The following is an 11,385-nucleotide window of genomic DNA, read 5'->3' as shown; positions in this document are numbered from 1 at the left end:
AAAGCGGTAATTATAGATTTTGATTCACACGAAATTCCAGCTAAATTTTTCGAATTGGGGTTTATACCCGGTACTGAAGTAGAGGTGAAACATATCGCACCTTTGGACGGTCCTATATGTCTAAATATTAGTGCTAATAACGCCTTAATTGCTATCCGCAAATCAGAAGCTAAAGTCATCCTTATTGATCAGAAATAATGAATAACCCGATTATTGCACTTTTGGGTAATCCAAATGTGGGTAAAACATCTCTATTTAACCGGATTACAAAATTAAATCAGAAAGTAGGAAATTATCCCGGTATTACGGTCGAAAAACGTGAGGGGCAAGTTAAAGCCAACAACAAAGTTTATCGTATTATTGACTTACCGGGCACATATACCCTGTTCCCAAGTTCATTGGACGAAGAAGTTGTTTTCAACACTTTAGTCAATAAAGAAAGCAGTTTCAGACCAAACCTCGTCGTTGTCGTCGCTGAACCTACGAACCTAAAACGGTCTATTATTCTTTATCAACAAGCCCGGGAACTCGGTCTGCCGGCCATCTTTGTCATCAATATGATTGATGAAGCCAAAGAAAAAGGAATTACAATCGATGTTCAAAAACTTGAACACCTATTAAATACTAAAGTATACGAAACCAATGCACGTACGGGGCAAGGTATCGATCAGCTGATCAAAAACTTTGATGCTGTTCCGCCCATGTATATCAGCAAATTCAGTCTACCAACGGAAGCTGATGCAGCATTAGAGGAAACTAAACGTCTTTTCCCATTAGATACGGAATACCACACCTGGCAATACCTGGCCAAAGGCGAAGTATCCTTTTTATCGAAGGAAAAAAATCAGGCTATTCAGCAAATCCGTGAAAAATATCAATTGCGGGCCGAGAAGCTGCAAAAAGACGAAGCCATATTGCGCAGTAAATCCCTAGATAGCAGCCTTGCTGAAATCTATGTAAAGGATGAATCCTCGAATAAAAACAAAACCAATACGATTGATAGCATCCTGCTTCACCCAATCTTTGGTTATGTCATCTTCTTTGGTATCCTCTTTTTAATCTTCCAGGCAATTTATACCTGGTCTGGACCAGCCATGGATTTTATCGATGGCTTATTTGGTGATCTTGCAGCCTATACGCAAACAGCACTTCCTGCAGGACCTCTGACCGATTTGCTCAGCAATGGTATTATCAAAGGTATTGGCGGGATTGTAATCTTCATTCCACAGATTGTTATTTTATACATCTTTATCTCGATCATGGAAGAAACGGGCTATATGAGCCGTGTTGTTTTCCTGATGGACCGCTGGCTGCGTCCCTTTGGTCTAAATGGAAAATCAGTGATTCCATTGATTTCCGGAGTGGCCTGTGCTGTTCCTGCAGTCATGTCTGCACGTAACATCGAAAATAGCAAAGAAAGACTGGTCACTATTCTGGTAACACCTTTTATGACCTGCTCAGCACGTCTCCCTATTTATATCGTTCTGATCGGACTGGTGATACCGGACACGAAATTAGGAGGCTTTCAAATACAAGGGATTGTATTGTTTGTGATGTACCTGCTTGGCATATTCGCAGCTTTGCTATCCGCGATTATCCTGACCAAAGTCATCAAATCAAAACACAAATCATTTCTCATCTTTGAACTCCCCACCTATAAGACTCCGGATTGGAAAAATGTAGCCTTAAATGTCTGGGAAAAAGCATCAAGCTTTGTCTTCGGCGCAGGTAAAATTATTTTAGCCATTTCTGTTATACTCTGGGCATTAGGTAGTTTTGGTCCAAACGACAAATTTAGCCAAGCAGAAGAATATGTAACAAAAAATAACCCCAACCTGTCCGAAGCAGATTTGGAGCATGAAGTTTCATCATATCGTCTGGAACACTCCTTCCTTGGTTATCTTGGCATGGCTATTGAACCTGTTGTTAAACCATTGGGCTATGACTGGAAGATGGGCATAGGTCTCATTTCTTCCTTTGCTGCCCGTGAAGTGTTTGTGGGCACAATGGCAACAGTATATAGCCTTGGTGATGAAGTGGATATCGAAGATGAAGCATCTAAAACAACGGTATTAGGCAAAATGAAAAGCGAAATTAACCGGAATACCGGTTTACCGGCTTACAATTTAGCTTCCGGTGTATCCTTATTACTGTTCTATGCTTTTGCTATGCAATGTATGAGTACAATTGCGGCAGTAAAAAGGGAAACAGGCTCATGGAAATGGACTTTAATACAGCTTGGTTTTATGACAGGTTTGGCCTATTTCAGTGCCTTAATTGCTTATCAACTTTTAAAATAAAAAGCTATGGATAATTTAACAGTACAATATCTCATCGTAGGAATTCTCGTCTTGGCGGCTGTATGGTATGTCGTTAAAAATGTCCGAAAATCATTAAAGGGCAAGTCTAGCTGCTCGAAAGGCTGTGGATGCGACTGCAGCGTAGAAAAAACACAAAAAGCAAATTAATTTATCTTTTTGAGTAGCATTTGCAAATAAGATTTCGTTATTAGCTAGAGTGGCCAAAAATCACACTAGCTACTAATTCATAAAGCGCCGTATTTCTAAATTACGGCGCTTTCTATTTCTTAGCCAAAAACATGGCTCCCGCCATTGTTTATAAAAAAACAACGAAATACATTAAAAGCACAACAGAATGTGCACAAATACCTAAGTGTTTTATTAACTTTATGCGCTTAGGGCAAAAGATGCACTGGGAGCCACGTTATTCGTCGGCACATCATACAGCGGCAGCAATTTTGACCAATTCGATTCTGGTAAGGAGTAAAGTCTTCACAGGTTTCCCCTGCCAAGGATCGGTCAAAACAGACTAGTAACCGTATTAACCATACACATGGAGAAACAGAACAATAAGGAAGAATTAAAAAGAGGACTTCAAAATAGACATATTCAATTAATTGCCCTGGGTGGTGCAATTGGTACAGGCTTATTTCTAGGTATCGGAAAGGCTGCCACACTAGCTGGGCCGGCAGTTATACTCGGCTATGCTTTCGCTGGAATTATTGCTTTTTTTATTATGCGCCAATTGGGCGAGATGGTCGTTGAAGAACCTGTTTCAGGAAGTTTTAGCTACTTCGCCAATAAATATTGGGGTTCTTTTGCAGGTTATGCTTCGGGCTGGAACTATTGGGTCCTGTATATCTTGGTAAGCATGGCCGAACTTACAGCAATAGGCGTTTATGTGCAGTTCTGGTGGCCTGAAATACCCCTATGGGCATCAAGTTTATTTTTCTTCTTTGCAATCAACGCCCTTAATCTTGCCTCTGTCAAAATTTATGGCGAGACGGAATTTTGGTTTTCTATCATTAAGGTTATTGCGATCATCGCAATGATTGTTTTTGGTGTATACTTACTGGTAAGCGGTACTGGAGGTGAGCAGGCAAGTCTCAGCAACCTGACTTCACATGGCGGTTTTTTCCCAAAAGGCTGGTTTAGCGAAACATCGGATGGCAATTTTGAAGGTCTCCTTTCGGCCATGGCATTGATTATGTTTTCTTTCGGTGGTCTAGAGTTGGTTGGTATTACTGCTGCAGAAGCCGAACATCCCGAAAAGAACATCCCCAAAGCGACCAACCAGGTGATCTATCGGATCTTGATCTTTTATGTAGGTGCACTCATTATTCTTTTCTCTTTGACACCGTGGACGAATATCACCGCCGATACAAGTCCTTTTGTACTGGTATTTGACAAACTTAATGGATTTGAATTTACCCTCTTTGGAAAGACTTTCTATTTCACAAAAATTATCGCAAATGCGCTAAATCTCATTGTTCTTACCGCCGCATTATCAGTATATAATAGCAGTGTGTACAGCAACAGCAGAATGCTATATGGACTGGCAGAACAGGGGAATGCCCCTCGTTTTCTTTCGAAACTCAACAAGAATCATGCGCCTATTAACGCAATTTTGGTCTCGGCACTTTTCGCTGCGATCTGTGTATTTATCAACTATATTGCGCCGAAAAATGCCTTGGAGATCTTGATGTCGCTTGTGGTATCTTCACTGATTATAAACTGGGTCATGATTTCCATTACACATTTGTATTTCAGAAAAAATAAACTCGATGCCCACTTGCGGACCAAGTTCCCATCCTTTCTATATCCCCTAAGTAACTATATCTGTCTGATCTTTTTGATCGCTGTACTTGGCATCATGTGGATCACAGGAATGAAACTTCCGGTAGAATTGATCCCCGCTTGGCTTATATTACTCTATGTGAGTTATGTTTTGATCAAAAGAAAGAAATCTTAGTTCACAGAACCTCGATCTTATCAATAAAAAAAGCCTGATTCATTGCATGAGTAAGGCTTTTTTGCTAAAATTTAAAGCGGGTATTCCTCCTCGAGAATAGCAAATTCATAATTATCGCTCCAACCATCTTTTAACGGCAAAATTTTGCGTCTGCGGGCCTCTTTGACCATGCCGACTTTCTCCATTACTTTAGCGGAAGCGATATTTTCAACCGCACAACCGCCCTCAATTCTATGAAAATTAAGTTCCTTGAAACCAAATGTCAGGATTCGGTTCAATGCCTCTGTTGCATAGCCCTTCTTCCACATTGTCGGAACAAGCTTAAACCATACTTCTGCATTTCGATAGCGTAGCTTGACAACGCTGATATTAATTAGACCAATAAACTCCCTTCCTTCTAGAGTTTCTATATAAAAGGTATAATCCTTTCGGACATCGGATTCATGGATTTGCGCTGACCAAGCTTCCACCATTTGCGCCGTATGGGCTATTCCATCCGGAAATCCACTCGGATTAAACAATGCAGATTCAGGGTACATTAATAGGGAATGGATATTTTCCAAATCTATTTTCTCTACGGATCTGAGCTTGAGCCGTTCTGTTTTAATTTCCATTTTTAAAATTACACAAATGGCTTATTTTCTGCTGCCATTTGACACTAATAACTAAAACAATCCCAGCTGTGTGCCTGCATCGGGTAAGCGAAAAAGATCCCTTCTCAAGGATGGGAGCGTCCCATTATTCATATATTTCTTGACAGAAAGCTTGAATAAATGCTGTAAACTCTCGGCCATATGACCATCCCCTTTTATCCTCCGCCCGAAATCGGTATCGTTAATTTTTCCACCATGACAGGCTTCAATCCAATGTAATACCTTCTCAGCACGGTCAGGGTAGTTCTGATAGAGCCAATCCTTAAAGATACCACCGATCTGTCCATTGAGCCGCACGATGGTATAAGAGGCTGTAATTGCGCCCGCATCTGCCCCCGAACGAATCAGATCTGAAATCTCATCACTATTGATCCCCGGAACAATGGGTGCCATCATCAGCATGACGGGTACACCAATCCCTGTCAATCCCTCGATCAGTTTCAACCGGGCCGATGCCGTTGCAGTACGTGGTTCCATTTTCTGACGTACCTCCTCGCGCAACGAATTGATGGTTACTGCAACGGAAACCAGATTGCGTGCTGCAAGTTCACGCAAAAGATCAAAATCCCGCCGCATCAGTACATTTTTGCTGATGATAGAGACCGGATGCTGGTATTTGACCATCAATTCTAAAAGCGAACGTGTGATACCCAGCTTCCGTTCAATAGGTTGATAACAGTCTGTATTACCGGAAAGCATAATCAAATCGGGCTGATAGCTCGATTTTCTAAACTCCTGTTCGAGAAGCTGAGCGGCATTATGTTTTACCAAGATCTTACGCTCAAAATCCAATCCTGCACTAAAACCCCAATACTCATGCGAATTGCGCGCATAACAGTAAATACACCCATGTTCACAGCCCTGATAGGGATTAATGGATCTTTCAAAACGGAGATCCGGACTATTTGACTTGGAAATAATGGATTTTGGATGAGTCGGAATAAATTGTGTTTTTTCGGCCCCCAAAAACTCCTCATCCAGCCCTTCAACATGCTCCTGCACGTATTGGTTAGAAGAAAATTTGTTATTAGGATTGATCTGTGCCCCTCTACCCTTAAAATATTCTGACGAATTCATAAGTTAAAATTACTAAAATTATTAGTAATAACAAATTAAGATTTCTCAATCTTTATAGCGGAAGGTGAATATCTTCGAGTTTGAAGCCCAGATAAGTCGCATTTTAAACCAAATAAAAATCCCTATACTGTAAAGACAGTATAGGGATTAAAATTCTTATGCTAGATCTCAATCCAGCTTCTTCTTATTTCATTAAGAAACCACCACCGAGTAGATCATTGCCTTCATAAAAAACGGCCGATTGTCCAGGAGCAATACCCTTCACATTGTGTACAAAATCAATGCGTACTTTATCGCCTTCTTGGGAGATGGTCGACAAAGCACCAGAATCTTTATAACGTACCTTTGAAATTGCTTCCATCGGTTGATCCAGTCCGGCATATTTCACAAAGTTCACATTGCGAACATAGGCATGTGACTTTTCAAGTTCGTGTTCTTCACCCAATACCACCGTATTACTTTCTGGAAGGATTTCGATCACAAACATCGGTTTACCTAAGGCAATACCTAAGCCTTTACGTTGACCGATGGTGAAATAAGGGTAGCCAATATGTTTACCGACGACGGTACCATCGGAAAGGATAAAATTACCTGGACCAATTTGTTGATCCAATGTTGGCACCTTATGTCTCAAAAACGCACGGTAGTCGTTGTCAGGAACGAAACAGATTTCATAACTTTCAGACTTATTGGCCAATTCTTTTTGTCCCATATCCAAAGCCATCTGACGAATTTCCTTTTTCGTGAAAGATCCTAAAGGGAACTGCGTCCGCGCAAGGTTTTCTTGAGACACACCCCATAGAACGTAAGATTGATCTTTATTTTCATCCTTACCTTTTGATATCACATAGCGACCATTGTCGTGCATACGGATATTGGCATAGTGCCCGGTAGCGATAAATTCACAGTCCAATTTGTCAGCACGTTTCATTAAAGCCTCCCATTTGATGTGGGTATTACACAATACGCATGGGTTAGGCGTGCGTCCAGCAATATATTCTTCTACAAAATTATCAATCACAAAATCTCCAAACTCATCACGTATATCTAATATATAATGAGGGAAACCATAGTTTACGGCTAATGTACGAGCGTCATTGATACTATCAAGGCTACAACATCCGGTCTCTTTCGACGAACCACCTGCGGATGCATAATCCCATGTCTTCATCGTGATACCGATAACTTCATATCCTTGTTCGTGGAGCATGACAGAAGCAACGGAGCTATCTACCCCTCCACTCATTGCAACTAAAACTCTTCCTCTTTTACTCATCTCTAATTATTGAAATGCAAAGATACAGCTTATTCCTTTTCCTATATGTTAGTTTCTTGTAATTTTATCTCGATCAAAATCAACACGTTCGAAAAAAGTATAAAAATAATCTCCATAAAAGTTTTAGAATTCAAATTATCGGACTATATTTGCATCGCAATAGGGGAACAAACCCATAGCAAAAAGCGGTGCCATAGCTCAGCTGGTAGAGCAAAGGACTGAAAATCCTTGTGTCCCTGGTTCGAACCCAGGTGGCACCACGCTTCAATCTGATGATCACAGATTTAAATAAAAGGTCAACTGGTGCCATAGCTCAGCTGGTAGAGCAAAGGACTGAAAATCCTTGTGTCCCTGGTTCGAACCCAGGTGGCACCACAAAAAAAGCTTGTTCATTGAACAGGCTTTTTTTGTTTTAGCTAACTGCATTTCATACAACTTCCCCTTCGTCTTCGCTATGTAGAACATTCACCATACCACTACTACCCGAGTTCGATGGGAGGTGTTTTCATTGATTGAAGGGCAATATCAAAAAACGCTCATGGATTTTGGAAATGAACAAAGTTGTCTCTTTAAAAACCACACAAGTTTAATTTCCAAAATCCAATCGCTGCTCTGCTACGATTCAGCAATAATAGAGCGATCCAGATGCACATAGCCGCCGTCCACATGAATCAATTGGCCAGTTGTATGACTTGACTTGTTAGACAGCAAAAAGACTGTTGTATCGGCTATTTCTTCTGCTGTCGTCATGCGATGCTCCAATGGAATGCGATCCGTAATTTTCTTCAAGGTCTCCTCCGGATTCGATAAGGTTTGAATCCAGGTATCGTATTGCGGAGTGGCACATTCTGCCACGATAATGGCATTTACACGAATCGAGTAAGGTAACAATTCTACAGCCCACTCGCGTGTAAGCGCATTGCGTCCGCCATTGGATGCCGCATAAGCCGAGGTATTCCCCTGTCCTGTTTCGCCAGTTTTGGACGAAATATTCACAATACTGCCCTTAGAAGCTTTCAATGCATCCAAGGCATGATGTGCCATCAGATAGTAGTGAATTAAGTTCTTATGCAGAGAAACAACAAATTTTTCATAATTACCTGATGCTAATCCGACACCATCATTTTGCCCAGCATTATTCACCAAACCATCGATACGGCCATATACTTCCAATGTTTTTTGGACTGCTCGTTCACAATCTTCGGGTTTAGATAACTCTGCTTCAATACAGAGTGCATCCACACCAAATTGCTTGATTTCTTGCTTGACTTTTTCATTATCCGCCTGTTTACGGCCAACAATGACCGGAATAGCCTGTTCTTTAGCTAAGGCATGAACTACGGCCCGCCCGATACCTTTTGCTCCGCCGGTAACAATAACAACTTTATCTCTTAAATGAAGATCCATAATACTTTTATTGAATGGTTTGTTTCATTGATTGTGCTTAACATTCGCAACAATGAACTCGTTCTCTGGTTATTGATTAATTTTATATTGACGTTATTCAGCCCATTTATCCGGCTTCTTGGCCAATAAAAAACTTCAGCATGTTATTTTTCCCTTTCATAACATACTGAAGTTTTTCCTTTTAAAGATTATATACACGTATAGCGTTCTCTGCCCAAAATGCGTTCTTCTCTGCAGCTGTAAATTGCCCTAGTTTATCTTCAACTATGGCAATACTTTCTTCATAAGATGCCGCCAATAGACATACCGGCCAATCTGACCCATACATAATGCGCTCCTTTCCAAAACGTGCAAAGATATGCTCCAGATATTGTTTAAAATCATCAAGCTTCCATCCCTCCCAATGGGCCTCTGTGGCAAGTCCAGAAACTTTACATACAACATTCGGAAAAGCCGATAGCGCATCAATAAACGCTGCCCACTCATCAAATGCTTTCGACTTGATTGGCGGTTTGGCAATATGATCCAACACAAATTGTAGATTTGGATTTTGCTGCACACAATCTAGCGTTGCTACATAATGACGTGGACGGATGAGCAGATCATAAGTATAACCATAATCTGCCAATGCCTTCAGTCCATTTAGTACGGCAGGGCGGATAAGAAAATCAGGATCCGCTTCTCCTTCAACAATATGACGAAATCCTTTGATGACCGTATCTGATTGATAGGCATCCAACTGTTGTCGAATATCTGCTGCTTGAAGATCAATCCAGCCCACAACGCCTTTAATAAAAGGATAATCATTAGCCAGCTGAACCAAATAAGCAGTCTCTTCTTTGGATTGATCTGCCTGAACAGCAACACTCCCTCCGAATCCATTTCGTTCAAGCACAAACTGAATATCCAAAGGGCTGAAATCACGTCTTATGACCTGCATTTCTTCGGTAATCCAACGATCTCTAATTGGGTCGAATTTCCAGAAATGCTGATGGGTATCTATACGCATAATAAAATGAAAACCTGATGAGCAATTAATTTTTTGAATACGCTACAACAGTCTGACGGGACTCCCCAAGACCATCTGCTCCTAACTCGATAACATCACCGGGTTTCAAGTAAATCGGTGGATTAAATCCTAACCCAACACCTGCAGGTGTACCTGTTGAAATAACGTCGCCAGGCAACAAGGTCATAAATTTAGACACATACGATACCACATGTGCTACCGAGAAGATCAAATCCTTGGTATTGCCATCCTGATAGGTTTTTCCGTTTACCTTTAACCATAGGCGCACATTGTTGATATCTTTGATTTCCTCTTTTGTCGCCATGAAGGGTCCCATTGGTGCGAAAGTATCACATCCTTTTCCTTTATCCCAGGTACCGCCACGCTCCAACTGATACTCACGTTCGGAAACATCATTGTGCAACACATAACCAACTACATAATCTAAGGCCTCATGCTCTTCTACATAAGAGGCTTTTTTGCCGATCACGATACAGAATTCCACTTCCCAATCTGTTTTTAAAGAATCTTTAGGAATCATGACATTATCGTATGGCCCTACCAACGAAGTGGTCGATTTCATAAAGATGATCGGTTCAGCAGGAATAGGTGCATTGGTTTCCTTTGCATGGTCTAAATAGTTCAATCCAATACAAACAATTTTGGATGGGCGGGCAAAAGGTGCTCCGATACGCTCGTCTTGAGGAACTTCAATCAACTTACCTTCATTTGCCTTCACAAATTCTTCTAAACGAGCTACACCATCCTCAGCAAAGAATTGTTCATTGTAATCACCACCAAATGCGCTTACATCGTAATTTACACCATCGATCTGAACACCGATTTTCTCTTTGCCTTGAGCTCCAAAACGTATTAATTTCATTTTTATAGTATTGAGATAATAGATATTTTATTTTTAGCTTTTTAATTGTTCAATTTAATAAAACCACCGTCAATTGGATAGTCATTCCCAGTAATAAAGCCCGCGTCGTCACTACACAGAAAAAGTGCTAATTTGGCAATTTCCTCCGGTTGTGCCATTCGGCCTATTGGCTGGCTTGCTGATAATTTTTCAAACATTTCTTCCTCTTTTCCAGGATAGTTTTTTGCGATAAATCCATCGACAAATGGCGTATGTACACGTGCAGGCGAAATGCTATTGCAACGAATACCGTATGCCATGTAATCCCTTGCAACAGACATTGACATCGCGTAAATAGCACCTTTGCTCATCGAATAAGCAAAACGATCCGTGATACCAACCCATGCAGCGATGGATGCTAGATTAAGGATTGCTCCAGAACCTTGCGCTTTCATCATCGGCACGATAGCATGCAATGCATTATAAGCGCCCTTAACATTCACATTAAAAACACGCTCAAAATCTTCTGATTGACAATTTTCCAAATTACCAACATGAGCAATACCTGCATTATTTACTAAAATATCAATTTTTCCGATATTTTGTGCTATAGCAGTAATTTCTTGCTGATCAGTTACATTACAACGATTAAACACAGCCTGACCACCCAAAGCCAAGATCTCATCAACCACCGCATTACCACCGTCTTCATTCAAATCCAGAATATGAACTTTTGCTCCTTCTGCAGCAAATTGCAGACTGATCGCACGGCCTATCCCACTACCACCACCGGTAATTACAGCTACTTTTTGTTCTAATTTTCCCATTG

11 protein-coding genes and 2 tRNA genes are annotated in these 11,385 nt (G+C 40.9%); 6 read left to right on the top strand and 7 right to left on the bottom strand.

Annotation, left to right across the window (positions count from 1 at the left end; genetic code table 11):
- The 4 genes from B2X72_RS11845 to B2X72_RS11830 form a co-directional block, all read left to right on the top strand.
- A partial coding sequence (locus tag B2X72_RS11845; RefSeq protein WP_286849694.1) for a FeoA family protein occupies positions 1 to 198 on the top strand: 198 nt, incomplete at its 5' end.
- Positions 198 to 2,300, top strand: coding sequence for a ferrous iron transport protein B (gene feoB / locus B2X72_RS11840; protein ID WP_088162631.1), 2,103 nt, complete (start codon positions 198 to 200; stop codon positions 2,298 to 2,300). The genes B2X72_RS11845 and feoB, both read left to right, overlap by 1 nt.
- A gap of 6 nt (positions 2,301 to 2,306) precedes the next feature.
- Positions 2,307 to 2,468 carry a FeoB-associated Cys-rich membrane protein gene (locus B2X72_RS11835; protein WP_075993917.1) on the top strand — a complete coding sequence of 54 codons (162 nt, stop codon included), beginning with the start codon at positions 2,307 to 2,309 and terminating at the stop codon, positions 2,466 to 2,468.
- Positions 2,469 to 2,853: 385 nt separating this feature from the next.
- Positions 2,854 to 4,272 carry an amino acid permease gene (locus tag B2X72_RS11830; protein WP_075993918.1) on the top strand — a complete coding sequence of 473 codons (1,419 nt, stop codon included), beginning with the start codon at positions 2,854 to 2,856 and terminating at the stop codon, positions 4,270 to 4,272.
- Between the two features lie 71 nt (positions 4,273 to 4,343).
- Here B2X72_RS11830 and B2X72_RS11825 read toward each other — a convergent pair whose 3' ends face one another.
- From B2X72_RS11825 to mnmA, 3 genes are all read right to left on the bottom strand, one after another.
- A complete protein-coding gene (locus B2X72_RS11825) occupies positions 4,344 to 4,886 on the bottom strand; it encodes a GNAT family N-acetyltransferase (RefSeq protein WP_088162632.1) in 543 nt (180 codons plus the stop codon).
- 51 nt (positions 4,887 to 4,937) lie between these two features.
- Positions 4,938 to 6,002 carry a PA0069 family radical SAM protein gene (locus tag B2X72_RS11820; protein WP_088162633.1) on the bottom strand — a complete coding sequence of 355 codons (1,065 nt, stop codon included), beginning with the start codon at positions 6,000 to 6,002 and terminating at the stop codon, positions 4,938 to 4,940.
- A 184-nt stretch (positions 6,003 to 6,186) separates the two neighbouring features.
- Positions 6,187 to 7,278: a tRNA 2-thiouridine(34) synthase MnmA gene (gene mnmA / locus B2X72_RS11815; protein ID WP_046672147.1), complete on the bottom strand. Its 1,092-nt coding sequence runs from the start codon at positions 7,276 to 7,278 to the stop codon at positions 6,187 to 6,189.
- Positions 7,279 to 7,465: 187 nt separating this feature from the next.
- On the opposite strand from mnmA, the gene B2X72_RS11810 reads away from it, so the two are divergent.
- A tRNA-Phe gene (locus tag B2X72_RS11810) sits at positions 7,466 to 7,538 on the top strand.
- A gap of 42 nt (positions 7,539 to 7,580) precedes the next feature.
- Positions 7,581 to 7,653 (top strand) — tRNA-Phe (locus tag B2X72_RS11805).
- Positions 7,654 to 7,893: 240 nt separating this feature from the next.
- On the opposite strand, the gene B2X72_RS11800 is transcribed toward B2X72_RS11805, so the two are convergent.
- The 4 genes from B2X72_RS11800 to B2X72_RS11785 all read right to left on the bottom strand — a co-directional run bounded on the left by B2X72_RS11800 (position 7,894) and on the right by B2X72_RS11785 (position 11,383).
- Positions 7,894 to 8,685, bottom strand: a complete 792-nt coding sequence (locus B2X72_RS11800) for an SDR family oxidoreductase (protein ID WP_075993921.1) — start codon at positions 8,683 to 8,685, stop codon at positions 7,894 to 7,896.
- A 181-nt stretch (positions 8,686 to 8,866) separates the two neighbouring features.
- Positions 8,867 to 9,694 (bottom strand): amidohydrolase family protein, encoded by an 828-nt coding sequence (locus tag B2X72_RS11795; protein WP_286849692.1) that lies wholly within the window; start codon positions 9,692 to 9,694, stop codon positions 8,867 to 8,869.
- 25 nt (positions 9,695 to 9,719) lie between these two features.
- Positions 9,720 to 10,577: a fumarylacetoacetate hydrolase family protein gene (locus B2X72_RS11790; RefSeq protein WP_075993923.1), complete on the bottom strand. Its 858-nt coding sequence runs from the start codon at positions 10,575 to 10,577 to the stop codon at positions 9,720 to 9,722.
- Between the two features lie 41 nt (positions 10,578 to 10,618).
- Complete coding sequence (locus tag B2X72_RS11785) at positions 10,619 to 11,383, bottom strand: SDR family NAD(P)-dependent oxidoreductase (RefSeq protein WP_075993924.1); 765 nt, start codon at positions 11,381 to 11,383, stop codon at positions 10,619 to 10,621.
- Between the last annotated feature and the right edge of the window lie 2 nt (positions 11,384 to 11,385).

The sequence above is a fragment of the Sphingobacterium sp. UBA7253 genome, from assembly GCF_002472745.1.
Classification (GTDB): Bacteria; Bacteroidota; Bacteroidia; order Sphingobacteriales; family Sphingobacteriaceae; genus Sphingobacterium; species Sphingobacterium siyangense.
The sequence above is the reverse complement of the archived record's forward strand: the minus strand, read 5'-3'. Positions and strand labels throughout refer to the sequence as shown.

What these genes read in the sequence shown, in the direction of transcription:
- feoB (WP_088162631.1), top strand. Translation starts at nt 198, where the DNA reads ATGAATAACCCGATTATTGCACTTTTGGGTAATCCAAATGTGGGTAAA.
- B2X72_RS11835 (WP_075993917.1), top strand. Translation starts at nt 2,307, where the DNA reads ATGGATAATTTAACAGTACAATATCTCATCGTAGGAATTCTCGTCTTG.
- B2X72_RS11830 (WP_075993918.1), top strand. Translation starts at nt 2,854, where the DNA reads ATGGAGAAACAGAACAATAAGGAAGAATTAAAAAGAGGACTTCAAAAT.
- B2X72_RS11825 (WP_088162632.1), bottom strand. Translation starts at nt 4,886, where the DNA reads ATGGAAATTAAAACAGAACGGCTCAAGCTCAGATCCGTAGAGAAAATA.
- B2X72_RS11820 (WP_088162633.1), bottom strand. Translation starts at nt 6,002, where the DNA reads ATGAATTCGTCAGAATATTTTAAGGGTAGAGGGGCACAGATCAATCCT.
- mnmA (WP_046672147.1), bottom strand. Translation starts at nt 7,278, where the DNA reads ATGAGTAAAAGAGGAAGAGTTTTAGTTGCAATGAGTGGAGGGGTAGAT.
- B2X72_RS11800 (WP_075993921.1), bottom strand. Translation starts at nt 8,685, where the DNA reads ATGGATCTTCATTTAAGAGATAAAGTTGTTATTGTTACCGGCGGAGCA.
- B2X72_RS11795 (WP_286849692.1), bottom strand. Translation starts at nt 9,694, where the DNA reads ATGCGTATAGATACCCATCAGCATTTCTGGAAATTCGACCCAATTAGA.
- B2X72_RS11790 (WP_075993923.1), bottom strand. Translation starts at nt 10,577, where the DNA reads ATGAAATTAATACGTTTTGGAGCTCAAGGCAAAGAGAAAATCGGTGTT.
- B2X72_RS11785 (WP_075993924.1), bottom strand. Translation starts at nt 11,383, where the DNA reads ATGGGAAAATTAGAACAAAAAGTAGCTGTAATTACCGGTGGTGGTAGT.